Source organism: Pseudomonas sp. TE21394, from assembly GCF_054057835.1.
This window is the reverse complement of record NZ_JBSRZR010000001.1, coordinates 665,987-690,165: the sequence shown is the minus strand read 5'-3', so window position 1 is coordinate 690,165 and position 24,179 is coordinate 665,987. Positions and strand designations below refer to the sequence as shown.

The 24,179-nt window shown below is 63.4% G+C and carries 19 protein-coding genes; 11 read left to right on the top strand and 8 right to left on the bottom strand.

Going from position 1 to position 24,179, the window contains the following annotated elements:
* Positions 1-38: 38 nt before the first annotated feature.
* A complete protein-coding gene (locus ACVWZT_RS03175) occupies positions 39-2,630 on the bottom strand; it encodes a glycosyltransferase (protein WP_457468113.1) in 2,592 nt (863 codons plus the stop codon).
* A 119-nt stretch (positions 2,631-2,749) separates the two neighbouring features.
* On the opposite strand from ACVWZT_RS03175, the gene tcdA reads away from it, so the two are divergent.
* Positions 2,750-3,559: a tRNA cyclic N6-threonylcarbamoyladenosine(37) synthase TcdA gene (tcdA, locus tag ACVWZT_RS03170; protein WP_296230840.1), complete on the top strand. Its 810-nt coding sequence runs from the start codon at positions 2,750-2,752 to the stop codon at positions 3,557-3,559.
* Between the two features lie 41 nt (positions 3,560-3,600).
* Here tcdA and ACVWZT_RS03165 read toward each other — a convergent pair whose 3' ends face one another.
* The 4 genes from ACVWZT_RS03165 to ACVWZT_RS03150 form a co-directional block, all read right to left on the bottom strand.
* Complete coding sequence (locus tag ACVWZT_RS03165; RefSeq protein ID WP_457468111.1) at positions 3,601-4,011, bottom strand: SufE family protein; 411 nt, start codon at positions 4,009-4,011, stop codon at positions 3,601-3,603.
* Complete coding sequence (locus ACVWZT_RS03160) at positions 4,008-5,213, bottom strand: cysteine desulfurase (protein ID WP_457468109.1); 1,206 nt, start codon at positions 5,211-5,213, stop codon at positions 4,008-4,010. Before ACVWZT_RS03160 ends, ACVWZT_RS03165 begins: the two co-directional genes overlap by 4 nt.
* A gap of 99 nt (positions 5,214-5,312) precedes the next feature.
* On the bottom strand, positions 5,313-6,347 hold the full coding sequence (gene dapD / locus ACVWZT_RS03155) for a 2,3,4,5-tetrahydropyridine-2,6-dicarboxylate N-succinyltransferase (protein ID WP_457468108.1): 1,035 nt from the start codon (positions 6,345-6,347) through the stop codon (positions 5,313-5,315).
* A gap of 31 nt (positions 6,348-6,378) precedes the next feature.
* Positions 6,379-6,726, bottom strand: a complete 348-nt coding sequence (locus ACVWZT_RS03150; protein ID WP_296231073.1) for an ArsC family reductase — start codon at positions 6,724-6,726, stop codon at positions 6,379-6,381.
* A 328-nt stretch (positions 6,727-7,054) separates the two neighbouring features.
* On the opposite strand from ACVWZT_RS03150, the gene ACVWZT_RS03145 reads away from it, so the two are divergent.
* Entirely contained in the window at positions 7,055-8,701 is a 1,647-nt protein-coding gene (locus tag ACVWZT_RS03145) for a Na+/H+ antiporter (protein ID WP_296230835.1), read from the top strand.
* A gap of 467 nt (positions 8,702-9,168) precedes the next feature.
* Here the strand turns inward: ACVWZT_RS03145 and dapC are convergent, their stop codons facing one another.
* The 3 genes from dapC to map are packed head-to-tail and all read right to left on the bottom strand — an operon-like array spanning position 9,169 to position 13,924.
* Positions 9,169-10,365, bottom strand: a complete 1,197-nt coding sequence (gene dapC, locus ACVWZT_RS03140; protein ID WP_457468105.1) for a succinyldiaminopimelate transaminase — start codon at positions 10,363-10,365, stop codon at positions 9,169-9,171.
* A 30-nt stretch (positions 10,366-10,395) separates the two neighbouring features.
* Positions 10,396-13,098 carry a [protein-PII] uridylyltransferase gene (locus ACVWZT_RS03135; RefSeq protein ID WP_296233596.1) on the bottom strand — a complete coding sequence of 901 codons (2,703 nt, stop codon included), beginning with the start codon at positions 13,096-13,098 and terminating at the stop codon, positions 10,396-10,398.
* 43 nt (positions 13,099-13,141) lie between these two features.
* A complete protein-coding gene (gene map / locus ACVWZT_RS03130) occupies positions 13,142-13,924 on the bottom strand; it encodes a type I methionyl aminopeptidase (protein ID WP_296233597.1) in 783 nt (260 codons plus the stop codon).
* Between the two features lie 346 nt (positions 13,925-14,270).
* Between map and rpsB the strand changes: the two genes are divergently transcribed.
* The 9 genes from rpsB to bamA all read left to right on the top strand — a co-directional run bounded on the left by rpsB (position 14,271) and on the right by bamA (position 24,169).
* Positions 14,271-15,008, top strand: a complete 738-nt coding sequence (gene rpsB, locus ACVWZT_RS03125) for a 30S ribosomal protein S2 (protein ID WP_046616139.1) — start codon at positions 14,271-14,273, stop codon at positions 15,006-15,008.
* 187 nt (positions 15,009-15,195) lie between these two features.
* Positions 15,196-16,059 (top strand): translation elongation factor Ts, encoded by an 864-nt coding sequence (gene tsf / locus ACVWZT_RS03120; protein WP_225776613.1) that lies wholly within the window; start codon positions 15,196-15,198, stop codon positions 16,057-16,059.
* Positions 16,060-16,240: 181 nt separating this feature from the next.
* Positions 16,241-16,984, top strand: coding sequence for a UMP kinase (pyrH, locus tag ACVWZT_RS03115; RefSeq protein WP_056796398.1), 744 nt, complete (start codon positions 16,241-16,243; stop codon positions 16,982-16,984).
* The gene (gene frr, locus ACVWZT_RS03110) at positions 16,981-17,538 is read left to right on the top strand and encodes a ribosome recycling factor (protein WP_186679220.1); all 558 of its coding nucleotides are present in this window, start codon (positions 16,981-16,983) and stop codon (positions 17,536-17,538) included. The genes pyrH and frr overlap by 4 nt, the downstream gene beginning before the upstream one ends.
* A 15-nt stretch (positions 17,539-17,553) precedes the next feature.
* Positions 17,554-18,309 carry a polyprenyl diphosphate synthase gene (gene uppS, locus ACVWZT_RS03105; protein WP_114168929.1) on the top strand — a complete coding sequence of 252 codons (756 nt, stop codon included), beginning with the start codon at positions 17,554-17,556 and terminating at the stop codon, positions 18,307-18,309.
* Complete coding sequence (locus ACVWZT_RS03100; protein WP_457468102.1) at positions 18,309-19,124, top strand: phosphatidate cytidylyltransferase; 816 nt, start codon at positions 18,309-18,311, stop codon at positions 19,122-19,124. The genes uppS and ACVWZT_RS03100 overlap by 1 nt, the downstream gene beginning before the upstream one ends.
* The gene (gene ispC / locus ACVWZT_RS03095; RefSeq protein WP_457468100.1) at positions 19,121-20,311 is read left to right on the top strand and encodes a 1-deoxy-D-xylulose-5-phosphate reductoisomerase; all 1,191 of its coding nucleotides are present in this window, start codon (positions 19,121-19,123) and stop codon (positions 20,309-20,311) included. Before ACVWZT_RS03100 ends, ispC begins: the two co-directional genes overlap by 4 nt.
* A gap of 71 nt (positions 20,312-20,382) precedes the next feature.
* The gene (gene rseP / locus ACVWZT_RS03090; protein ID WP_457468098.1) at positions 20,383-21,735 is read left to right on the top strand and encodes an RIP metalloprotease RseP; all 1,353 of its coding nucleotides are present in this window, start codon (positions 20,383-20,385) and stop codon (positions 21,733-21,735) included.
* A 73-nt stretch (positions 21,736-21,808) separates the two neighbouring features.
* Positions 21,809-24,169, top strand: coding sequence for an outer membrane protein assembly factor BamA (gene bamA, locus ACVWZT_RS03085; protein ID WP_296233609.1), 2,361 nt, complete (start codon positions 21,809-21,811; stop codon positions 24,167-24,169).
* The last annotated feature ends 10 nt before the right edge of the window (positions 24,170-24,179 follow it).

The following is a 24,179-nucleotide window of genomic DNA, read 5'->3' as shown; positions in this document are numbered from 1 at the left end:
ACCGTCAGGCCAATGGGGCGCAAAGCGCCCCAATTAACTCAAGCCTGTTGCGCCTCGGCGGCCTTTTCCCCGGGTTTGGGCAGCGATGACAGGAACGCCATTACCAGCGCCGCCACATAAGGCAACGATTGCACCAGCAACATCGCCACCCAGAAACGCATGTCCGAACTCGGCAGGCCCTGCACCAGATAGATGCCCAGCGCCGCACCCCACAGCAGCAACATGATGAACAGCTCTTCCCGGGCCTCGGAGATCGCTACCAGCAAGCCATGGCTGTCAGCGTTCTTCGGCGTGCGGAAGAACGGCATGCTGCTGGTGAAGAAACCGTACAGCACCGCCTTGGCGATGGTGTGCGACAACGCCAGCCCGGCCAGCGCCGCGGCAAAGGCGTCCTTCAGGTTCACTCCCACTGCGCGCCGGTAGAGGAAGATGATCTTGCCGACCTTGAAGAAGAACAGCGCCAGCGGCGGGATGGCGAAGATCATCAATGGCGGGTCGACCCGGTGGGGCACGATGATCATCGCCGCCGACCACAGCAGCGCGCCGACGGTAAAGAAGATGTTCATGCCATCGGCGATCCATGGCAGCCAGCCGGCCAGGAAGTGGTAGCGCTGGCCACGGGTCAGCTCGCTGCCCTTGCCGCGCAGCAGCGCGCTGGCGTGGTGCTTGATGATCTGGATGGCGCCATAGGCCCAGCGGAAACGCTGCTTCTTGAAGTCGATGAAGGTGTCGGGCATCAGGCCCTTGCCGTAGCTGTTGTGGGCGTAGGCCGCCGACAGGCCCTTCTCGAACACGCGCAGGCCCAGCTCGGCGTCCTCGCAGATGCACCATTCGGCCCAGCCCAGCTCTTCCAGCACGCTGCGCCGGGTCATGGTCATGGTGCCGTGCTGGATGATCGCGTCACGGTCATTGCGGGTAACCATGCCGATGTGGAAGAAGCCCTTGTACTCGCTGTAGCAGAGCTTCTTGAAGGCGCTTTCGTGCTGGTCGCGGTAGTCCTGTGGCGACTGCACCACGGCGATTTTCGGGTCGGCAAAATGCGGCACCATGTGCTTGAGCCAGTTGCGGTCGACGCAGTAGTCCGAGTCGATCACCGCTATCACTTCAGCGTCCTTGGCGGTATGCGGAATCAGGTAGTTCAGCGCGCCACCCTTGAAGCCGGCCAATGGCGCGACGTGGAAGAACCTGAAACGCTCGCCGAGCTTTTCGCAGTGGGCCTTGAGCGGCTCCCACACGGCAGGGTCCTTGGTGTTGTTGTCGATCACCAGCACTTCGTAGTCGGGGTAGTCCAGGGCGGCCAGGGCGTCGAGGGTCTGCTTCACCATCTCGGGCGGCTCGTTGTAGCACGGCACATGCACCGAAACCTTGGGCCGGTAGGCGCTGTCGGCCTGCACCGGCAGGAATTCGCGGCGACGCTTGTGTATCCATACCGCCTCGGCCAGTTCGTGGGCCTCGGTGAGCAGGACGATGAATACCCCCAGCGCGCCGAGGGCCAGCAGCACGCCCACGGTCAGGCTGAACCAGGTGCTGTATTGCTGACTGTAGTCGTAGGCAATCCACACCAGGACCGACCCGCACAGGAACGTGATGAAGGTCAGGAAGGTGCGGCCGCGCTGGCGCAGGGCAGAACCGTCGATGAACAGCACCGTGAGCGCAATCAGGGCCAGGACCACCGAGGCCACCGCCAGCGCCCGCCATTGCGGGATCGCCACCACCGGGCCGTCGAAGTTGAATTTCTGCTGGCGCTCGGCGTTGTACACGCCCCAGTAGGCGCCCACCGAGCCTTCGTCGCTGGCCTTCCACGGCTGGTCATAGGCTTCGATGACGAAGTAGTTGTAACCACGACGGTTGAGGGTATTGACCAGGGTGCGCAGGTAGATGGCCTGGTCGGCCTGGGTGGCATCGGCACCACCGCGCATGCGGCCGTTGCTCGGCCAGCCGACTTCCGACAGCAGCAGGGGCTTGCGCGGGAACTGGTGTTTCAGTTCGCGGGCCCGGTCGAGGACGAATGCGACCGAATCCTGCATCGGCACGAACTCCCAGTACGGCAGGATGTGCGCGGCGATCAGGTCGACGTGCTTGGCCAGCTGCGGGTTTTCTTTCCAGATGTGCCACTGCTCGCTGGTGGTCACCGGTACCTTCACCGCTGCCCGTACCCGGTCCAGGTACTTGATCAGGTTTTCCGGGGTGACCTCCTCGCGGAACAGCGCCTCGTTGCCGACCACCACCCGGACCACGCTGCGCGAGGTGTTGGCCAGCTGGATGGCGGTGGCGATCTCGCGCTCGTTGCGTTCCAGGTCCGGGCTGATCCAGATGCCCAGCGTGACCCGCAGGCCGAACTCCTCGGCCAGCCGCGGTATATCGGCCTGGGTGCCTTCCACGGTATAGGTACGGATGCTGTCGGTCAGTTTGCTCAGTTGCTCCAGGTCCTGGCGCATCTCGTCATCTGTGGGGTACTGGCCTTTTTGTGGGCTTTCCCCCAGACGGAAGGGCGAATAGGAAAACCCAGAGATCTGCTCTGGCCAGGCAGGCGCGGAAACCGGGCGATTGATCAGTGCCCAGAAACCGGTGAACAACGCGGCAATGGCCAGGACCACGACCAGGTTCAGGCCGAATTTACGTGAAGACATTGTCGTCCATTTGTGTCGAAGTGGTAGGACATTAAAGCAGGGTTGGTAGCCTCTTTCCTAACGATGCAGGTCATGGGCCCGTTGGCATATAATGCGCGCCGGTTTTTTGGGGTATGAGCATGAGTACAGAAGATCCACGCTTCGCCGGCGTTGCCCGGCTGTATGGCGACCAAGGCTTGCAGCGCCTGGGCCAGGCTCATGTGGCCGTGGTCGGTATTGGCGGGGTTGGCTCGTGGGCGGCCGAAGCGCTGGCTCGCAGCGGCGTGGGCGAGATCACCCTGTTCGACCTCGACGACGTCTGCGTCAGCAATACCAACCGCCAGGCCCACGCCCTGGAAGGCCAGGTGGGGCGGCCCAAGGTCGAGGTCATGGCCGAGCGCCTGCGCGCGATCAACCCGTCCTGTACAGTGCATGCGGTAGCCGACTTCGTCACCCGTGACACCATGGCCGAATACATCAGCGAAAACCTCGACTGGGTGATCGACTGCATCGACAGCGTCATGGCCAAGGCCGCGCTGATCGCCTGGTGCCGTCGGCGCAAGATCGGCATTGTCACCACCGGTGGCGCTGGCGGGCAGATCGACCCGACGCAGATCCAGATCGCCGACCTGAACAAGACCTTCAACGACCCGTTGGCCTCGCGGGTGCGTTCCACCCTGCGCCGCGACTACAACTTCTCGCGCAACGTCAGCCGCAATTACGGCGTGCCGTGCGTGTTTTCCAGTGAGCAGCTGCGCTATCCCAAGGGGGATGGCAGTGTGTGCCTGCAGAAGAGTTTTGTCGGTGAAGGCGTGCGCCTGGATTGCTCGGGTGGTTTTGGCGCGGTGATGATGGTGACCGCGACCTTCGGCATGGTGGCAGCGAGCAAGGCGGTTGAGAAACTGGTGGCCGGTGCACGACGGCCGTCGGAGCGGGTCAAGCCTGAGTAAAACCTTTCCGGTTGGCTTGGCCGCTCCGGCAGGCTTCGGGTTCAGCCTGCCGATGCCAGCTCCGCCATCCGCTGCAATACTGCATGCAACCCATTGCTGCGCGACGGCGACAGCTGGCGCTCCAGGCCCAGTTGGGTAAACCACTCACGCAGATCAAGCGCGGCCAGCTGTGCACTGGCCAACCCCTGCACCCGCACCAGCAGCAGCGCCAACAGCCCGCGCAGCAAACGTGCATCGCTGCTGGCCTTGAACCGCCACACGCCGCCGCTTTGCTCGGCCACCAGCCACACCAGGCTTTCACAGCCATGCACCCGGTTGGCCTCGGTCTTTTCCGCCTCGGCCAAGGGCTCCAGGCGGTCGCCCCACTGCATCACCAGCCGTGCACGCTGTTCCCAGCCCTTGCTTTGCGCAAACGCCTCCAGCGCCTGACAGGCCTGTGCCGGCAGGTTCATCGCAACAGCTCCAGGCCCTGGTCCAGCGCGTCGAAGAAACGCTGCAGGTCATCGCTGTCGTTGTACAGCCCCAGCGACACGCGGATGGCGCCCTCCAGCCCCAACCCCTTGAGCAGTGGCATGGCACAGTGGTGTCCGGCACGTACGGCAATGCCTTGCTCGGTCAGCAGGTGGGCGATGTCGGCGTTGTGCATGTCTTCGATGACGAAACTGGCCAGGGCTACCTGTGGTGCGCCAAGGACGCGCACGCCATCCCGGTCCGCCAGGCCACGCAGCAACTGCTGGTGCAAACTGGTTTCATGGCTTTCGACCGCCGAGGCATCGAGGCTGGCCAGGTAGTCCAGGGTCGCGCCCAGGCCGATTACCCCGGCGATCGGTGGCGTACCGGCCTCGAAGCCCAGCGGCGCCGGGCGGAAGCTGGCGCTTTGGTACTCGGCCAGTTGCACCATCTCGCCGCCGAACTGCCAGTGGCGCAGCAATTCCAGCGCCTGGCTGCGACCGTACAGCACGCCGACGCCTTCCGGGCCGTACAGCTTGTGGCTGGAGAACACATAGAAGTCGCAGCCCAGCTGCTGCACGTCATGCCGCCCATGCACCACCCCTTGCGCACCGTCGACCACGGTCAGGGCGCCTTGCGCGCGGGCATGGGCCAGCAGCGCCGGCAGCGGCTGCCAGGTACCCAGCACGTTGGACAGCTGGCTTACCGCCAGTACCCGGGTTCGAGGCCCGAGCAGTTGCAGTGCCTGGTCCAGGTCGATGTGGCCATTGGCATCCAGCGGCAGCACCACCAGGCGCAGCTTGCGCCGCTGCGCCAGCTGCTGCCAGGGCAGCAGGTTGGCGTGGTGCTCCAGGGCGCTGACGGCAATTTCGTCCCCGGCCTCGAAGCGGTGTTCCAGGCCATAGGCCAGCAGGTTCAGCGCCGACGTGGCACCGTGGGTGAAGACGATCTGCCGTGAGTGTGCCGCATTGAGCCAGGCGGCGACCTTGTCGCGGCTGGTTTCGAAAGCCTGGGTCGCGAGTGCGCCGGGCAAATGCTGGGCACGGTGCACGTTGGCAGCGCCATGGCCGTAGTAATGGCTCAGGGCATCCAGCAGGGCTTGCGGCTTCTGGGTGGTGGCGGCGCTGTCCAGGTAGGTCTGGTGCTGCCGTTGCAGGGCGGCGATCGCGGGGAAATCGGCACGCCAGGGGGAGGGCTGGAACATGGTCGCGGGGCCTGGAAGGAAAATCGGGTCTGGCGTGGTGCCAGACCCGATCTTAACATTTCAAGCGCTGAGAATCCGCTGCTGCAGGCAGCAGGGTTCTCAGTTGTGCGCGTGCAGCGCTTCGTTCAGCTCGATGGCCGACTTGTGGGTCTTGCACTCCACCGCACCGTTCAGCGAGTTGCGGCGGAACAGCAGGTCGGTCTGGCCGGCCAGGTCGCGGGCCTTGACCACTTTGACCAGCTGGTTGTTCTCGTCCAGCAGGTTAACCTTGGTGCCAGCGGTGATGTACAGGCCGGCCTCGACGGTGTTGCGATCGCCCAGCGGGATACCGATACCGGCGTTGGCGCCGATCAGGCAGCCTTCGCCAACCTTGATGACAATGTTGCCGCCACCGGACAGGGTGCCCATGGTCGAGCAGCCGCCGCCCAGGTCGGAACCCTTGCCGACGAACACGCCAGCGGAAACACGACCTTCGATCATGCCCGGGCCTTCGGTGCCGGCATTAAAGTTGACGAAGCCTTCGTGCATGATGGTGGTGCCTTCGCCGATGTAGGCGCCCAGGCGCACACGGGCGGTGTCGGCGATACGCACGCCGGCCGGGACCACGTAGTCGGTCATTTTCGGGAACTTGTCCACCGAGAATACTTCCAGCAGCTCGCCCTTCAGGCGCGCTTCCAGTTGCAGCTCGGCCAGTTCGGCCAAGTCGACCGCACCCTGGTTGGTCCAGGCCACGTTCGGCAGCAGCGGGAAGATACCGGCCAGGCTCACACCGTGTGGTTTGACCAGGCGGTGCGACAGCAGGTGCAGCTTGAGGTATGCCTCCGGAGTCGAGGTCAATGCAGCGTCTTCGGCCAGCAGGGTGGCGACCAGCGGCTTGTGGCTCTCGGCCAGGCGGGTCAGCAGCGCCGCCTGGGCGGCGTCGACGCCTTTCACCGCCTCGGCCAGTTGTGCGGCCTGGGCAGTGGTGAAGGCGATGGCCTGATTGCCACCTGCATAGCCGAGCAGCGGCGCCACGGCAGCGACCAGTTCGGCGCTCGGGTTGAGCAGTGGTTGTGCGTAGAACACTTCCAGCCAGGCGCCCTGGCGGTTCTGGGTGCCGACACCGAAGGCCAGGCTGAACAGGGTATTGGACATGTGATTACCTCGTGCGAAATAGGGTGGGGACTCAGGCCAGGGCAGCGGCGTACAGGTCGGGCTTGAAACCGACCAGGGTGCGGGTGCCAAGGTCCAGCACCGGGCGCTTGATCATCGACGGCTGGGCCAGCATCAGTTCGACGGCCCTGGCCTGGTCAAGGCCGGCCTTGCTGGCGTCGTCCAGCTTGCGGAACGTGGTGCCGGCACGGTTGAGGATGACTTCCCAGCCGTGTTCGTCGCACCAGCGGTTCAGGCTGTCACGGTCAATGCCTTGGGTCTTGTAATCGTGGAATTCGTAGGCGACGGCTTTTTCGTCGAGCCAGGTACGCGCTTTTTTCATGGTGTCGCAGGCTTTGATACCGTAGAGCGTGTAGGTCATTGTGTGCATTGAGGCCACAGGCTGCCTCAACTTCTCCGTTTTCGAATGTCAGTCGCGGGATTATGCGGGAACCATCCTTTGAGCGCCACGGGGAGCATGCCTTGGGGGTTGTAGCGCCCGTGAGATCGAGCGCCGCGCGGACGGCGCTGGATCTCAAAGACGCTCAAGGCTCAACGCATGCGTCCCACGTCTCATCATGTTACATATTCATCCTTCACCTGCGACTATCGTGCAGCGGCCTCGCCGCACGCTGCCCCGCTAACATATTGTTTCAATGGCGCTCTCTCGCCCCGCTGTCGATTTTGGTTCACAAAGGAAGCCCTACCGGATGCAGTCCGCCTATACCGTCCTCATCCTGCTGACGCTGGTCAGCGTGTCGAAGCTGGTCGGCCGTATGATCCCGCTGCCCTTGCCGCTGGTGCAGATTGCCGCCGGTGCCTTGCTGGCCTGGCCGACGCTGGGCCTGCATGTGGCCCTGGACCCCGAACTGTTCCTGTTCCTGTTCCTGCCACCCTTGCTGTTCGCCGATGGTTGGCGCATTCCCAAGCGCGAGCTGTGGCGCATCCGTGGGCCAGTGGTGGCGTTGGCCGTGGGGCTGGTGTTGTTCACCGTGGTCGGAGCCGGTTATTTCATTCACTGGTTGCTGCCTGGCATTCCGCTGCCGGTGGCTTTCGCACTGGCGGCAGTATTGTCGCCGACCGACGCCGTGGCGGTGTCGGCCATTGCCCAGGACCGCCTGCCCACCCCGCTGATGCACATGTTGCAAGGCGAGGCCCTGATGAACGATGCGTCCGGCCTGGTCACCTTCAAGTTTGCCCTGGCGGCGGCGATCACCGGGGTGTTCTCGTTGGCCGACGCCAGCTTCAGTTTCGTCCTGGTCGCCCTGGGCGGCCTGGCCGTGGGTGTCGCCCTGAGCTGGCTGATCGGCCGCCTGCGGGCGTGGATGATCGCACGCGGCTGGGACGACCCGGCTACCCACGTGGTGTTCATGTTGCTGCTGCCGTTCGCCGCCTACGTACTGGCCGAGCGCCTGGGCGTGTCGGGCATCCTCTCCGCGGTAGCGGCCGGCATGATGCAGAGCTGGCTCGACCTGCTGCCGCGGCAGACCAGCACCCGCTTGCTCAACCGCAGCGTCTGGTCATTGCTGGAGTTCGCTTTCAACGGCCTGATCTTCCTCCTGTTGGGCCTGCAGCTGCCGGACATCATCAAGGCAGTGGTCAGCCACGAAACCAGCGTCTGGCCGACCCTCGCCTGGCGTTGCCTGGATGTGGTGGCAATCTTTGCCGCGTTGGTCCTGCTGCGTTTCATCTGGGTGCAGAGCATCTGGCGCTCGATCGGGTTGGTGCGACGCTGGCGCGGCAAGCCGGCGTTGGTACTGATGCCCACGGCGCGCTCCTGCTGGCTGCTGACCCTGGGCGGTGTACGCGGAGCAGTCACCCTGGCCGGTGTGATGTCGATCCCGCTGTTGATAGGGGCGGACAAGGTGTTCCCTGAGCGTGACCTGCTGATCTTCATCGCTGCCGGGGTAATCCTGCTGTCGCTGATCACCGCCTGTATTGCCCTGCCGCTGCTGCTGCGCGGGGTGACCAAGAGCCCGGACGAGCGCTTGCATCAGGAAGTGCAGGAGGCCTGGCGGCGTACTGCCGAGGCGGCGATTCATGCCCTGGAGGCAGAAGAAGTGATCGACAGTAATGCGCCGCAGGATGCCGCGCAGGCGACCTTGGCCACCGAGCTCAAGGCGCGCCTGATGGCGGAATACCGGGATGAACTGGACAGCTATAACGACAGCGCCGAAGCCAAGGCCCTGGCGCAACAGATGGACCAGTTGGAGCGACGCCTGCGCCTGCGTGCGCTGCGGGCGCAGCGGCTGGAGCTGTACGACCTGCATCGTCAGCATCTGGTAGGTGACGAGGTGGTGCGGCAGGTGCTGGGGGAGCTGGATATGAGTGAGGCAAACCTGGGGCCGGACAAGTAGATCTCGCTGATGCCCTTCGCGCGGCAGGCCCGCTCCCACAGGTCCCCATCAACCTCAGATGCAATGAAGAGCCTGTAGGAGCGGGCTTGTCCCGCGAATGCGGCGCAAAGCGCCCCCAATCCCACAGGTCCCCATCAACCTCAGATGCAATGGAGAGCCTGTGGGAGCGGGCTTGTCCCGCGAATGGGGCGCAAAGCGCCCCCATTCTCACAGGTCCCCATCAACCTCAGATGCAATGGAGAGCCTGTGGGAGCGGGCTTGTCCCGCGAATGGGGCGCAAAGCGCCCCCATTCTCACAGGTCCCCATCAACCTCAGATGCAATGGAGAGCCTGTGGGAGCGGGCTTGTCCCGCGAATGGGGCGCAAAGCGCCCCCATTCTCACAGGTCCCCATCAACCTCAGATGCAATGGAGAGCCTGTGGGAGCGGGCTTGTCCCGCGAATGGGGCGCAAAGCGCCCCAATCCAGTCAGCGGTCTTGCAGGAACGCGCGAATCCGCTCCGCCGCCTCGATGCACTCGGCCAGCGGCGCAACCAGCGCCATGCGCACACGCCCGGCACCCGGGTTCACTCCATCCACTTCGCGCGACAGGTACGACCCCGGCACCACCGTCACATGCTGGGCCTCGAACAGGTCACGGGTGAATTCGGCATCGTCACCGGGCACCTTGGCCCACAGGTAGAAGCTGCCATCCGGGCGCTGCACGTCCAGCACCGGTTGCAGGATGTCCAGCACGGCATCGTACTTGGCGCGGTACTGGTCGCGGTTCTCGCGCACATGCGCCTCGTCCTGCCAGGCGGCAATGCTGGCCAGTTGGGTTTGTACCGGCATGGCACAGCCATGATAGGTGCGGTACAGCAGGAACGGTTTGATGATCTCGGCATCACCGGCGACGAAGCCCGAACGCAGGCCCGGCAGGTTGGAGCGCTTGGACAGGCTGTGGAACACCACGCAGCGCTTGAAGTCGCTGCGGCCCAGCTCCGCACAGGCAGTCAGCAGGCCCGGTGGCGGGGCGTCTTCATCGAAGTACAGCTCGCTGTAGCACTCGTCGGCGGCAATCACGAAGTCGTGCTGGTCGGCCAGGGCAATCAGCTTTTTCAGGGTGGTCATCGGCACAAGCGCGCCCGTGGGGTTGCCCGGCGAGCACAGGAACAGGATCTGGCAGCGTTGCCACACCTGGGCCGGCACGGCATCGAAGTCGGGGTTGAAACCGTTGCTTTCCAGGCACGGCAGGTAGTGCGGGGTGGCACCGGCCAGCAGTGCTGCACCTTCGTAGATCTGGTAGAACGGGTTGGGGCTGACCACCAGGCCATCATCGGCGCGGTTGACCACGGCCTGGGTGAAGGCGAACAGCGCCTCTCGGGTGCCGTTGACCGGCAGGATATGGCGCTCGGCGTCCAGCCAGCCGGCCGGGACGCCAAAGCGGCGCTCGCACCACTGGCCGATCGCCTGGCGCAATGCCGGCAGGCCGATGGTGCTGGGGTATACCGCCAGCTTGTCGAGGTTGTCGGCCATGGCCTGGGCGACGAACGCCGGCGATTCATGCTTCGGCTCACCGATCGACAGGGCGATGGCGCGTTTGTCCGCCGCCGGCTTCACGCTGCCCAGCAGGGCGCGGAGTTTCTCGAACGGGTAGGGCTGAAGCTGGGTCAAGGCATGGTTCATCGGCGCAAGGTCTCGTCAATCGTCTGGTCGTTAAAAGGTCACGCGGGTCGGGCTGGTATCGCTGGCCTGGCCGGCCTGCAGTTGCTGGACAATGGCCTCCTGCAGGCGGCTGCACAGCTGTGGGTCGGACAGCGGCTGGTTGTCGGCGTCGGTGATGAAGAACACGTCTTCCACCCGCTCGCCAAGGGTGGCGATCTTGGCATTCTGCAGCGACAGGTCGAACTCCAGGAAGATCCGCCCCAGCCGGGCCAGCAGGCCTGGGCGGTCGGGCGCGGTGATTTCGAGGATGGTCACCGGCCGCTGGGCATCGTTGAGGATGGTTACCTGCGGCGGGAAGTCGAAGTGCTTGAGCTGGCGCGGGACCCGGCGCTGGATGATGGTCGGGTAGTTCTCGGGGTTGCGCAGCGCTTCGGTCAGGCCGTCGCGAATCTGCTTGACCCGCTGCGGGTTGTCGCCGATCGAGCCGCCATCGTTGTCCAGCACGATATAGGTGTCGAGGGTGAACTGGCTGCTCGAGGTGATGATCCGCGCGTCATGGATGTTCAGGTTCAGTTGCGACATCGCCGCCACCGTCACGGCAAAGAAGTCGTGCTGGTCGGGGGCGTAGATGAAGATCTGCGTGCCACCTTCGAATTCGCGCTGGGTGGTTTCCTTGATCAGCACCAGCGGCCCGCCGTCGGCCGGTTGCTGCAGGATCGCGTCACTGTGCCAGGCCACGTCGGCGGCGGTGTGCTTGAGGAAGTAGTCATCGCCCAACTGCGACCACAATTGCTCGACGTCATCCGGGTCGGTGCCCTCGCGTACCAGGATATCCAGTGCTGCGGACTGGGTCTGGCGAATCTGCTCCTCGCGGTCCAGCGGGTTTTCCAGGCCACGGCGCAGGGCGCGCTTGGTCTCGGTGTACAGCTGGCGCAGCAGGCTGGCGCGCCACGAGTTCCACAGGCTGGGGTTGGTGGCGTTGATGTCGGCCACGGTCAGCACGTACAGGTAGTCCAGGCGCGTTTCGTCGCCCACGTGCAGGGCGAAGTCGTTGATTACCTGTGGGTCGGACAGGTCCTTGCGCTGGGCAGTGGTAGACATCACCAGGTGGTTCTGCACCAGCCAGACGATCAGGCGGCTGTCCCAGGCCGGCAACTGGTGGCGTTCGCAGAACTTCTGCGCATCCAGCGCGCCCAGGTCCGAGTGGTCGCCCTGGCGGCCCTTGCCGATGTCGTGGTACAGGCCGGCCAGGTAGATCAGCTCGGGCTTGGGCAGGCGCCCCATGAGCTTGCTGGCCAGCGGGAATTTCTCGGATACCGGCGTGTATTGCAGCTTGCGCAGGTGCTTGATGAGATTGAGGGTGTGCGCGTCGACCGTATAGATGTGGAACAGGTCGTGCTGCATCTGCCCGACGATCAGGCCGAATTCCGGCAGGTAGCGGCCCAGGATGCCGTAGCGGTTCATCCGCCGCAGGTTGCGGTGGATGCCGATTTCACACTTGAACAGCTCGATGAACAGGCTGGTGTTGCGGATGTCGGTGCGGAAGGTGTCGTCGATCAGGTGCCGGTGTTCGCGCAGCAATCGCACGGTATCGGCGCGCACGCCCTTGATCTCGGGGTGCTGGGCCATCAGCACGAAGATCTCCAGCATGGCGAACGGGGTGCGCTTGAACACGTTCGGCCGGGTGGCTTCTATATAGCCATCATGCAGGCGGAAGCGCGCATTCAGCGGCTGGGTAGTACCGCTGTCGTCATCGGCCAGGATGACCTCTTCGAAATGCTGGATGATCAGGTCGCACAGCTGGCTGATGCTCATCACTACCCGGTAGTACTGCTGCATGAACTGCTCGATGGCCCGCTTGGGGTTGTCGTCGCTGTAGCCCAGCAGCGTGGCGATGCTGCGCTGGTGGTCGAACAGCAGGCGGTCCTCGGCACGCCCGGCCAGCATGTGCAAGGCATAACGCACCTTCCACAGGAAGTCCTGGGAAGAAGCCAGCAGTTCGTTCTCGCTTTCCAGCAAAAAGCCTTCGTCGGCCAAGGCGTGCAGGTTGAGGGTGCCATACTGACGACGCGCCACCCAGAGCACGGTCTGGATGTCTCGCAGGCCACCGGGCGAACCTTTCACGTTGGGTTCGAGGTTGTATTCGGTGTCGTTGTACTTGTGGTGGCGGGCCTTGAGCTCGGCGCGTTTGGCCAGGAAGAAGTCCTTGCTCGGCCACATGTGCGTGGTGTCGGTCACCTCCAGCATGCGCTGGCGCAAGGCCTCGGGGCCGGCGATGGTGCGGCTTTCCATCAGGTTGGTGATGACCGTCAGGTCGGCGCGGGCCTGCTCGGCACACTCGTCGACGGTGCGCACGCTCTGGCCCACTTCCAGGCCGATGTCCCACAGCAGGGTGAGAAAGCGCTCGATGGCGTCGCGGTACTGCTCGTGTTCGGCGGCACCCAGCAGGATCAGCAGGTCGATGTCCGAATGCGGGTGCAGCTCGCCGCGCCCGTAGCCGCCAACCGCGACCAGGGCAATGCCGCTGTGGTCGCCCCAGTCGAACTGGTTCCATGCCTGTTGCAGGATATTGTCGACGAGCCAGGCGCGGGCCTCGATCAGCGGGCGGATTTCGCCGCCGCTGCGAAAACGCCTGTCAAGCACCTCGCCGGCCTGGCGGATGGCCTTCTTGAAGGCGGCGATGGGGCTCGCCTTGAGGGCCAGTTCCGCCTGGAACTGGCCACGGTCGAACAGCTCGGAATCCACCTGGGGCATCGCGTCAGGTTCCTGTCGAGGGGTGGCCGTTGGCTGAGTACGCTCAGGCCGAGGTGCGCGGGATGGTGTCGTCCTTGCGCAGGGTGAAGATCTCGTAGCCGGTCGCGGTCACCACCAGGGTGTGTTCCCACTGGGCCGAAAGCTTGCGGTCCTTGGTGATGGCCGTCCAGCCGTCGCCCAGTACCTTGGTGTCGGCCTTGCCCTGGTTGATCATCGGCTCGATGGTGAAGGTCATGCCTTCCTTCAGCTCCATGCCGGTGCCGGCGCGGCCGTAGTGAAGGATCTGCGGCTCTTCGTGGAACACCTTGCCGATACCGTGGCCGCAGAACTCGCGTACCACCGAGAAACCGTTCTTTTCCGCGTGCTTCTGGATCACTTCGCCGATGTCGCCCAGGCGGCAGCCCGGCCTGACCAGCTCGATGGCCTTGTACATGCACTCCTGGGTAACCTTGGACAGGCGCTCGGCCCATACCGGCACGTTGCCGACGTGGAACATGCGGCTGGTGTCGCCGTGGTAGCCGTCCTTGATCACGGTGACATCGATGTTCAGCGTGTCACCGTCCTTGAGCGGCTTGTCGTTGGGAATGCCATGGCAGACCACATGGTTGATCGAGGTGCAGATCGACTTCGGGTAGCCCTTGTAGTTGAGCGGCGCCGGGATAGCCTGCTGGACATTGACGATGTAGTCGTGGCACAGGCGGTCCAGCTCTTCGGTGGTGACCCCGGGCTTGACGTGTTCTTCGATCATTTCCAGCACTTCGGCGGCCAGGCGGCCGGCGATGCGCATCTTCTCGATGTCTTCTGCAGTCTTGATGGTGACGGTCATTACAGGCTCTCTACAGCGCCGCATGCGGCGCGAACAAACGGGAAAGGCCGGATTCTAGCAGAGCAGGGCGCCGATCGGTCGGGATAAAGACGCTTATGCTGCTGTCTATAGCTGGCATTCTGGCGCGAAAGCCGGGGTGCTGCAAAAACCGCTGACGGACGCAACAGTATCCGGGTTCCGTTCGGCCGCTGTCTGTGGTATAAAATGCGCCGCTTTCGGGGACGACCCCGTCAGCACTTAACCCACACACGTGTCGACACGATGACCTGGGTGCCCCGAGTTGCAGAATTCGCGGGTTGGTCATTGGGATGCGTGGAGGCCCAACCCGACTTATCAAGGAACTATCATGTCCCAAGTCAACATGCGCGATATGCTGAAGGCCGGTGTGCACTTCGGCCACCAGACCCGTTACTGGAACCCGAAAATGGGCAAGTACATTTTCGGCGCGCGCAACAAGATCCACATCGTCAACCTGGAAAAAACCCTGCCGATGTTCAACGACGCCCTGGCGTTCGTAGAGCGCCTGGCCCAGGGCAAGAACAAGATCCTGTTCGTCGGCACCAAGCGTTCCGCTGGCAAGATCGTCGCCGAGCAGGCTGCTCGTTGCGGTTCGCCATACGTTGACCACCGTTGGTTGGGCGGCATGCTGACCAACTACAAGACCATCCGCGCTTCGATCAAGCGTCTGCGCGACCTGGAAACCCAGGCCGAAGACGGCACTTTCGCCAAGCTGACCAAGAAAGAAGCCCTGATGCGCTCCCGCGACCTGGAAAAACTGGATCGCAGCCTGGGCGGTATCAAGGACATGGGCGGTCTGCCTGACGCTCTGTTCGTTATCGACGTTGATCACGAGCGCATCGCGATCACCGAAGCCAACAAACTGGGCATTCCGGTTATCGGCGTTGTCGATACCAACAGCAGCCCGGAAGGTGTTGACTACATCATCCCAGGTAACGATGACGCCATCCGCGCTATCGAGCTGTACATGACTTCGATGGCTGACGCAGTCATCCGTGGCCGCAACAACGTTGCCGGCGGCACCGAAGTTTACGCTGAAGAAGCGGCTGCACCTGCTGCCGAGTAATTAGACGCTAGCGTCGACTTGGCACGCAAAAAGGGGGCTCTGCCCCCTTTTTGCCACCTTGAAATCCTGCTGTCAGCATCGCCCCCGCATCATGGGCCTTGCTGAGATAGACACAGTGGATTTGCAGAATTGAACGCCCGTGAGCAACGGGTGGAATGGTTGAAAAACTTTCCAAGAGGATTTTGAAATGGCAGCAATTACTGCAGCGCTGGTCAAAGAACTGCGCGAGCGTACCGGCGAAGGCATGATGGATTGCAAGAAGGCCCTGGAAAAGGCCGGCGGCGACATCGAGAAAGCCATTGACGACATGCGTGCCTCGGGCGCCATCAAGGCCGCCAAGAAGGCTGGCAACGTCGCTGCTGAAGGCGCTATCGCGGTCAAGACCGACGGTAAATCCGCCGTCCTGCTGGAAGTGAACTCGCAGACCGACTTCCTGGCCCTGCAAGACGACTTCAAGGCTTTCGTAGCCGACAGCATCGAAGAGGCCTTCGCCCAGAAGCTGACCGACGCCGCTCCGCTGATCGCATCGCGTGAAGCTGCGCGTGAAGCGCTGGTCGCCAAGTGCGGCGAAAACGTCAACATCCGTCGCCTGGTGCGCGTTGAAGGTGACGTGGTCGGTGCCTACCTGCACGGCAACAAGATCGGCGCTGCCGTTGTCCTGAAAGGCGGCGACGTCGAGCTGGCCAAGAACATCGCCATGCACGTTGCCGCTTCGAACCCTGAGTTCCTGCTGCCGTCGGAAGTTTCGGCCGAAGCGATCGAGCGCGAAAAGGGCGTCTTCCTGCAGCTGAACGCTGACAAGATCGCCGGCAAGCCAGAGAACATCGTCGAGAACATGATCAAGGGTCGTATCTCGAAGTTCCTGGCCGAAGCCTCGCTGGTCGAGCAGGCCTTCGTCATGAACCCGGAAGTCAAGGTTGGCGAGCTGGCCAAGAAAGCCGGTGCTGAAATCGTTTCCTTCACCTACTTCAAAGTCGGCGAAGGCATCGAGAAGCCAGTCGACAACTTCGCTGAAGAAGTTGCCGCCCAGGTCGCTGCTGCCAAGCAGTAAGACAGCCCCGTCTGTCGCCCCGAAGAGGCTGCCCGCTCACGCGCGCAGCCTCTTTGTCAAAACGGAGAGGGGTTTATCCGACTCTCTCTTCGCTGGCACCGAAGCGGTGCCACGCTACAGTTAGCAGGCTGAAAACAGCCCGCACGAATTTTCTAAAAGTACGCCGCAGGAGAGACTCGCAATGGCTCAGCAGGTGAGTGGTCGCCAACCTCGCTATAAACGCATTTTGCTCAAACTTAGCGGCGAGGCCCTGATGGGCTCGGAAGACTTCGGAATCGACCCGAAGGTGCTGGATCGCATGGCCCTTGAAGTTGGCCAGCTGGTAGGGATCGGGGTCCAGGTCGGCCTGGTGATCGGCGGTGGCAACCTGTTCCGCGGCGCCGCGCTCAGCGCAGCCGGTATGGACCGCGTCACCGGTGACCACATGGGCATGCTGGCCACCGTGATGAACGCCCTGGCCATGCGCGATGCGCTGGAGCGCTCGAACATCCCGGCCCTGGTCATGTCGGCCATTTCCATGGTCGGCGTCACCGATCATTACGATCGTCGCAAAGCTATTCGCCACCTCAACTCCGGGGATGTGGTAATTTTCTCCGCCGGTACCGGCAACCCGTTCTTCACCACCGACTCCGCGGCCTGCCTGCGCGCCATCGAAATCGATGCCGACGTGGTGCTGAAGGCGACCAAGGTCGATGGTGTGTACACTGCCGATCCATTCAAGGACCCGCACGCCGAGAAGTTCGATCACCTGACCTACGACGAGGTGCTGGATCGCAAGCTGGGTGTGATGGACCTGACCGCAATCTGCCTGTGCCGTGACCACAAGATGCCATTGCGGGTATTCAACATGAACAAGCCTGGCGCCCTGCTGAACATCGTGGTGGGTGGCGCTGAAGGCACTCTGATCGAGGAAGGCCAAGCATGATCAACGACATCAAGAAAGACGCGCAGGAGCGCATGACCAAGTCCCTCGAGGCCTTGGGCCGCAACCTGGCGGCAATCCGTACCGGTCGCGCGCACCCAAGCATCCTGGATAGCGTCAAGGTCCCGGCCTGGGGCAGCGAGATGCCGCTGAACCAGGTGGCCGCGATCACCGTCGAAGATGCCCGCACCCTGAAGATCGTCGCCCACGACAAGAACCTCAGTGCTGCCATCGAGAAGGCCATCCTCACCTCCGACCTGGGCCTGAACCCGTCCAGCGCCGGCACTACCATTCGTGTGCCGATGCCGGCCCTGACCGAGGAAACCCGCAAGGGTTACACCAAGCAGGCCAGCGGCGTTGCCGAGGATGCCAAGGTCGCAGTGCGCAACGTGCGCCGCGATGCCCTGGCCGAGCTGAAGAAGCTGACCAAGGACAAGGAAATCAGCGAAGACGAAGAGCGTCGCGCCGCCGACGAGATCCAGAAGCTGACCGACAAGTTCGTTGCCGAGGTCGATGCCGCCTTCAAAGCCAAGGAAAAGGACCTGATGGCCGTCTAAGGCCGGGGCTTTTTAATGGAAAAGACCAAGCCAGCGGTGCCGTCCTCGGTGCCGCGTCATGTCGCGATCATCATGGATGGCAACAACCGCTGGGCGAAAAAGCGCCTGCTGCCCGGCGTTGCCGGGCACAAGGCGGGTGTCGACGCCGTTCGCGCGGTCATCGAGGTATGTGCAGAATCCGGGGTCGAGGTGCTGACCCTGTTCGCGTTCTCCAGCGAAAACTGGCAGCGCCCCGCCGAAGAGGTCGGTGCGCTGATGGAGCTGTTCTTCTCGGCCCTGCGCCGCGAGGCCAGGCGCCTGAACGAGAACAACATCAGCCTGCGTATCATCGGTGACCGTTCGCGTTTCCATCCGGAACTGCAGGCTGCCATGCGCGAGGCCGAGGCGCTGACTGCCGGCAACAACCGTTTCATCCTGCAGATCGCGGCCAACTACGGTGGCCAGTGGGACATCGCCCAGGCCGCCCAGCGCCTGGCGCGGGAAGTGCAAGCCGGGCACCTGCGCCCGGAGGACATTACCCCGGGCCTGTTGCAGACTTGCCTGGCAACCGGCGAACTGCCGCTGCCGGACCTGTGCATCCGCACCGGTGGTGAGCACCGCATCAGCAATTTCCTGCTGTGGCAGCTGGCTTATGCCGAGCTGTACTTCTCCGACTTGTACTGGCCGGATTTCAAACACGAGGCCATGCGCAATGCCCTGGCCGATTTCGCTTCGCGCCAGCGCCGCTTCGGTAAGACCAGCGAGCAGGTCGAGGCTGGAGCTCGTGCTTAATGCTTAAACAACGCATCATTACCGCACTGATCCTGCTGCCGATCGCGCTGGGTGGCTTCTTCCTGCTCAATGGCGGGGATTTCGCCCTGTTCATCGGCTTTGTGGTAACCCTCGGCGCCTGGGAGTGGGCACGCCTGGCCGGGCTGATGGCCCAGCCGCTGCGTATCGCCTATGCCGCGGTGGTCGCCGTAGCGCTGATGCTGCTGTATATCCTTCCCGAGCTGGCGCCCTGGGTGCTGGGCGCTGCGGTGATCTGGTGGGGGCTGGCCACCTGGCTGGTGCTGACCTATCCGCGCAGCAGCGAACTGTGGGCCAGCGCCGCCTGCCGCCTGCTGATCGGCCTGCTGGTGTTGCTGCCGGCCTGGCAGGGGCTGGTGCTGCTCAAGCACTGGTCGCTGGGTAACTGGCTGATCCTGTCGGTCATGGTGCTGGTGTGGGCTGCTGATATTGGTGCGTATTTCTCCGGTCGTGCCTTCGGCAAGCGCAAGCTGGCCATGCAGGTCAGCCCGGGCAAGAGCTGGGAAGGCGTGTATGGCGGCCTGGCGGTCAGCCTGGCCATCACCGTGGTGGTCGGGGTCAGCCGCGACTGGAGCGTCGGCCAGATCCTGCTGGGCCTGCTGGGTGCCGCGCTGGTGGTCATGTCGTCGGTGGTCGGTGACCTGACCGAAAGCATGTTCAAGCGCCGCTCCGGTATCAAGGACAGCAGCAACCTGCTGCCCGGTCACGGCGGGGTGCTGGATCGCATCGACAGTCTGACTGCCGCCATCCCGATTTTCGCCGTGCTGTTGTGGGCTGCAGAATGGGGTGTGATGTGAGCCGTCCGCAGCGCATTACCGTGCTTGGCGCCACTGGCTCCATCGGCCTGAGCACGCTGGATGTCATCGCGCGCCATCCTGACCGCTATCAAGTGTTCGCCCTGAGCGGCTATTCGCGTATCGACGAGTTGCTGGCCCTGTGTTTGCGCCATCGCCCGGCGTTTGCCGTGGTGCCGGTGGCCGAGGCGGCCGGGCGTCTGCGCGAAGGCCTGGCTGCGGCGGGTTGCGCCACCGAAGTGCTGGAAGGCGAGGCCGGGCTGTGCCAGGTGGCTTGCGCGGCGGAAGTCGACGCCGTGATGGCGGCCATCGTCGGTGCCGCCGGCTTGCGCCCCACCCTGGCGGCGGTCGAGGCCGGCAAGAAGGTGCTGCTGGCCAACAAGGAGGCGCTGGTGATGTCTGGCGCGCTGTTCATGGACGCGGTGCGGCGCAGTGGTGCTGTGCTGCTGCCGATCGACAGCGAGCACAACGCGATCTTCCAGTGCATGCCTGGCGACTATGCGCGCGGCCTGAGTGCCGTAGGTGTGCGCCGGATCCTGCTCACCGCTTCCGGCGGCCCGTTCCGCGAGACGCCCGTCGAGGCGCTGCTCAACGTCACGCCGGAACAGGCCTGCGCGCACCCCAACTGGTCCATGGGGCGCAAGATTTCCGTGGACTCCGCCAGCATGATGAACAAGGGGCTGGAGCTGATCGAGGCCTGCTGGCTGTTCGATGCAGCACCGGCCAGGATCGAGGTGGTGGTGCACCCGCAGAGCGTGATTCACTCCCTGGTGGATTACGTCGACGGTTCGGTGCTGGCGCAGCTGGGTAACCCGGACATGCGCACGCCTATTGCCAACGCCCTGGCCTGGCCCGAACGGATTGATTCCGGGGTGGCCCCGCTGGACCTGTTCGCCATCGCCCGTCTGGATTTCCAGGCGCCCGACGAACAGCGCTTCCCTTGCCTGCGCCTGGCGCGGCAGGCTGCCGAGGCTGGCAACAGCGCGCCGGCGGTGCTCAATGCGGTCAACGAAGTCGCGGTCGAGGCATTTCTCCAACGGCGTATCCGCTTCCCGGAAATCGCGGGTATGATCGAACAGGTGCTCGATCAGGAGCCCGTCATGCCGCTGCCGTCGCTGGATGCGGTGTTCGCCGCCGACCAGCGTGCCCGGGAGCTTTCCCGTGAATGGCTGAGGCGCCACGGTCGCTGATGCAGGCCCGCCATGGTTAACGAGGGAGGGCGGCACGACGCCGGCCCGCTGAACATCATTCGGAGATGGATATGACAGCGCTCTACATGATTATCGGCACCCTCGTGGCCTTGGGGGTGCTGGTCACCTTCCATGAGTTCGGCCACTTCTGGGTGGCGCGTCGCTGCGGGGTCAAGGTACTCCGCTTCTCGGTGGGCTTCGGCACGCCATTGCTGCGTTGGCATGATCGCCATGGCACCGAATTCGTGGTGGCCGCAATCCCGCTGGGTGGCTACGTCAAGATGCTCGACGAGCGCGAAGGCGAGGTGCCGCCGGCGCTGGTCGACCAGTCGTTCAACCGCAAGCCCGTGCGCCAGCGCATCGCCATCGTCGCAGCCGGCCCGGTTGCCAACTTCCTGCTGGCCATCCTGTTCTTCTGGGTGCTGGCGATGCTGGGTACCCAGCAGGTCCGTCCGGTGATCGGCGCCGTCGAAGCTGGCAGCCTGGCAGCTTCGGCAGGCCTGGCCGCAGGTCAGGAAATCGTCTCCATCGATGGCAAGCCGACCAATGGCTGGTCGGCGGTCAACCTGCAGCTGGTCCGACGCCTGGGCGAGAGTGGTACCTTGCAGGTAGGCGTGCGCGACGAGGGCGCCACTGCCGAGCGTCAGTTGCAGGTGAAGCTGGACAGCTGGCTCAAGGGAGCCGACGAGCCCGACCCGATCCAGTCCCTGGGCCTGCAGCCCTGGCGCCCGGCGATCGTGCCGGTGCTGGCCGAAATCGATCCGAAGGGGCCGGCTGCCGCTGCCGGCCTGAAAACCGGTGACAAGCTGCTGGCCCTCGATGGTATTGCCGTGACCGAGTGGCAGCAGGTGGTCGATGCCGTGCGCGCCCGCCCGCAAGCCAAGGTTCTGGTGCGTATCGAGCGTGACGGCGCTGCGCTGGAACTGCCGGTGACCCTGGCGCGCAAGGGCGAGGGCAAGGCGTCCGGTGGCTATCTCGGTGCCGGGGTAAAAGGTGGCGAGTGGCCTGCCAGCATGCTCCGCGAAGTCAGCTACGGCCCGCTGGAAGCGGTGGGTGAGGGCTTGTCGCGGACCTGGAGCATGAGCGTCCTGACCCTTGAATCGCTGAAGAAAATGCTGTTCGGGGAGCTCTCGGTAAAAAACTTGAGCGGACCGATAACCATTGCTAAAGTGGCGGGCGCTTCAGCCCAGTCCGGCGTGGGGGATTTCCTGAATTTCCTGGCCTACCTGAGCATAAGCCTGGGGGTTCTTAACCTGCTGCCCATTCCGGTTCTGGATGGGGGGCATTTGCTGTTTTACCTGGTCGAGTGGGTGCGCGGTCGTCCGCTGTCGGATCGGGTGCAAGGTTGGGGGGTCCAGATCGGTATCAGTTTGGTCATAGGGGTGATGTTGCTCGCCCTGATCAACGATCTGGGTCGACTATAAAGCTTCGCTCAATTGCGAACCTGCCGTTTAGTGACGGCGGGTTGTTTATTGCCAGTTGGAATAAAAGGACTTCATGAAACGTCTGCTGCTAACTGCGGTCATGTCCGCACTGATGATCGCTGAAGTTCACGCCGAGTCCTTCACCATCTCCGATATCCGCGTCAACGGCCTGCAGCGGGTTTCCGCCGGCAGCGTGTTTGGTGCGCTGCCGCTGAACGTCGGCGACCAGGCCGATGACCGCCGCCTGGTGGAATCGACCCGTTCCCTGTTCAAGACCGGCTTCTTCCAGGACATCCAGCTGAACCGCGATGGCAATGTCCTGATCATCAATGTGGTTGAGCGCCCGTCGGTGTCGAGCATCGAGATCGAAGGCAACAAGGCGATCAGCACCGAAGACCTGATGAAGGGGCTGAAGCAATCGGGCCTGGCCGAAGGCGAGATCTTCCAGCGAGCCACCCTCGAAGGCGTGCGTAACGAGCTACAGCGCCAGTATGTGGCCCAGGGCCGCTACTCGGCCGAGGTCGACGCCGAGGTGGTGCCGCAGCCGCGCAACCGTGTGGCGCTGAAGATCAAGATCAACGAAGGCACCGTCGCCGCCATCCAGCACATCAACATCGTCGGCAACAACGTGTTCGACGACGAGACCCTGGCGCAGCTGTTCGAGCTGAAGACCACCAACTGGCTGTCGTTCTTCAAGAACGACGACAAGTACGCCCGCGAAAAACTGTCCGGTGACCTGGAGCGCCTGCGTTCCTACTACCTGGACCGCGGCTACATCAACATGGACATCGCTTCCACCCAGGTGTCCATCACGCCGGACAAGAAGCACGTCTACATTACCGTCAACATCAACGAAGGCGAGAAGTACACCGTTCGCGACGTGAAGCTGTCCGGTGACCTCAAAGTGCCGGAAGACCAGGTCAAGTCGTTGCTGCTGGTGCAGCCAGGCCAGGTGTTCTCGCGCAAGGTGATGACCACTACCTCCGAACTGATTACCCGCCGCCTGGGTAACGAAGGCTATACGTTCGCCAACGTCAACGGGGTGCCGAAGCCGAACGATGAAGACCATACCGTCGACATCATGTTCGTGGTCGACCCGGGCAAGCGTGCCTACGTCAACCGCATCAACTATCGTGGCAACACCAAGACCGAAGACGAAGTGCTGCGTCGCGAAATGCGTCAGATGGAAGGTGGCTGGGCCTCGACCTACCTGATCGACCAGTCCAAGACCCGTCTGGAGCGTCTGGGCTTCTTCAAGGAAGTCAACGTCGAGACCCCGCCGGTGCCAGGCACCGACGACCAGGTCGATGTCAACTACAGCGTCGAAGAGCAAGCCTCCGGCTCGATCACCGCCAGCGTCGGTTTCGCCCAGAGCGCCGGCCTGATCCTCGGTGGTTCGATCAGCCAGAGCAACTTCCTCGGTACCGGTAACAAGGTATCCATCGGCCTGACCCGTTCGGAATACCAGACCCGCTACAACTTCGGCTTCGTCGACCCCTACTTCACTGCCGATGGCGTGAGCCTGGGTTACAACGCCTTCTACCGCAGCACCGACTACGATGACCTCGACGTCGACGTGGCCAGCTATGCGGTGGACAGCTACGGTGCCGGTGTCAGCCTGGGCTACCCGATCAGCGAAACCTCGCGCCTGACCTATGGCCTGAGCGTGCAGCAGGACAAGATCAAGACCGGCAAGTACACCGTCGACGAGATCTTCGACTTCCTTGAAGAGGAGGGCGACAGCTTCCTGAACTTCAAGGCCTCGATCGGTTGGTCGGAATCGACCCTGAACAAAGGCGTGCTGGCAACCCGTGGTCACTCGCAGAGCCTCACCCTGGAATCCACCATTCCAGGTAGCGACCTGTCGTTCTTCAAGCTTGACTACCGTGGCCAGCTGTTCAAGCCGATTACCAATGAATACACCCTGCGCCTGCACACCGAGCTGGGCTATGGTGACGGTTACGGCAGCACTTCGGGCCTGCCGTTCTACGAGAACTACTTCGCCGGTGGTTTCAACTCTGTCCGTGGCTTCAAGGACAGCAGCCTGGGCCCGCGCAGTACGCCAAGCCGTGGCGAGGCCAACGGTGGCAAGCCTGGTACCATCGCCGACCCGGACCAGGATCCGTTGCCGTTCGGTGGTAACGTGCTGGTGCAAGGTGGTGTCGAGCTGCTGTTCCCGCTGCCGTTCGTCAAGGACCAGCGTTCGCTGCGCACCTCCGTGTTCTGGGACGTGGGTAACGTATTCGACACCAATTGCGGCAACAAGCCTGATTGCGAGAAGGTCGGTTTCTCGGGCATGGCCAGTTCGGTCGGCCTCGGCGTGACCTGGATCACTGCACTGGGCCCGTTGAGCTTCAGCCTGGCAATGCCGGTGAAGAAGCCGGACGATGCCGACACGCAGGTGTTCCAATTCTCTCTGGGCCAGACCTTCTGAGGTCGGCCCT

Coding starts and splice junctions, on each gene's coding strand:
- pyrH (WP_056796398.1), top strand. CDS start 16,241: ATGGCTCAGCAGGTGAGTGGTCGCCAACCTCGCTATAAACGCATTTTG.
- uppS (WP_114168929.1), top strand. CDS start 17,554: ATGGAAAAGACCAAGCCAGCGGTGCCGTCCTCGGTGCCGCGTCATGTC.
- tcdA (WP_296230840.1), top strand. CDS start 2,750: ATGAGTACAGAAGATCCACGCTTCGCCGGCGTTGCCCGGCTGTATGGC.
- ACVWZT_RS03100 (WP_457468102.1), top strand. CDS start 18,309: ATGCTTAAACAACGCATCATTACCGCACTGATCCTGCTGCCGATCGCG.
- ACVWZT_RS03145 (WP_296230835.1), top strand. CDS start 7,055: ATGCAGTCCGCCTATACCGTCCTCATCCTGCTGACGCTGGTCAGCGTG.
- ACVWZT_RS03160 (WP_457468109.1), bottom strand. CDS start 5,213: ATGTTCCAGCCCTCCCCCTGGCGTGCCGATTTCCCCGCGATCGCCGCC.
- ACVWZT_RS03150 (WP_296231073.1), bottom strand. CDS start 6,726: ATGACCTACACGCTCTACGGTATCAAAGCCTGCGACACCATGAAAAAA.
- frr (WP_186679220.1), top strand. CDS start 16,981: ATGATCAACGACATCAAGAAAGACGCGCAGGAGCGCATGACCAAGTCC.
- ACVWZT_RS03135 (WP_296233596.1), bottom strand. CDS start 13,098: ATGCCCCAGGTGGATTCCGAGCTGTTCGACCGTGGCCAGTTCCAGGCG.
- dapC (WP_457468105.1), bottom strand. CDS start 10,365: ATGAACCATGCCTTGACCCAGCTTCAGCCCTACCCGTTCGAGAAACTC.
- ACVWZT_RS03165 (WP_457468111.1), bottom strand. CDS start 4,011: ATGAACCTGCCGGCACAGGCCTGTCAGGCGCTGGAGGCGTTTGCGCAA.
- bamA (WP_296233609.1), top strand. CDS start 21,809: ATGAAACGTCTGCTGCTAACTGCGGTCATGTCCGCACTGATGATCGCT.
- dapD (WP_457468108.1), bottom strand. CDS start 6,347: ATGTCCAATACCCTGTTCAGCCTGGCCTTCGGTGTCGGCACCCAGAAC.
- rpsB (WP_046616139.1), top strand. CDS start 14,271: ATGTCCCAAGTCAACATGCGCGATATGCTGAAGGCCGGTGTGCACTTC.
- ACVWZT_RS03175 (WP_457468113.1), bottom strand. CDS start 2,630: ATGTCTTCACGTAAATTCGGCCTGAACCTGGTCGTGGTCCTGGCCATT.
- rseP (WP_457468098.1), top strand. CDS start 20,383: ATGACAGCGCTCTACATGATTATCGGCACCCTCGTGGCCTTGGGGGTG.
- map (WP_296233597.1), bottom strand. CDS start 13,924: ATGACCGTCACCATCAAGACTGCAGAAGACATCGAGAAGATGCGCATC.
- tsf (WP_225776613.1), top strand. CDS start 15,196: ATGGCAGCAATTACTGCAGCGCTGGTCAAAGAACTGCGCGAGCGTACC.